This is a genomic window from Sphingopyxis sp. KK2, assembly GCF_001990265.1.
Lineage (GTDB): Bacteria > Pseudomonadota > Alphaproteobacteria > Sphingomonadales > Sphingomonadaceae > Sphingopyxis.
Genome location: NZ_LYVN01000320.1, coordinates 1 through 209 on the forward strand (window position 1 = coordinate 1; position 209 = coordinate 209).

At 59.3% G+C, this 209-nt stretch carries 2 pseudogenes; both read right to left on the bottom strand.

The window, feature by feature from the left end:
* Window positions 1–99 (bottom strand): annotated as a pseudogene (locus tag B1A78_RS23270) (translation initiation factor IF-1); the annotation flags it as partial.
* 8 nt (window positions 100–107) lie between these two features.
* Window positions 108–209: pseudogene (locus B1A78_RS23275) on the bottom strand (cold-shock protein); the annotation flags it as partial.

Here is a 209-nt window from a genome sequence, read left to right on the forward strand (position 1 = left end):
AATGAGCCGATGGCCATTTTCGAGTTCGACGCGGAATCGCCCATCGGGCAGAATCTCGTCGATCATGCCCTCAAAGGTGAGGACCTCTTCCTTGGCCATCTAACGCGTCAGGCCGCTTCGAGATTGACGGCCGAAACCTTGCCATCGCGGCCGGTCTCGAGCTCGTAACTCACGCGCTGATCTTTATTGAGGGTCGCCATGCCGGCGCG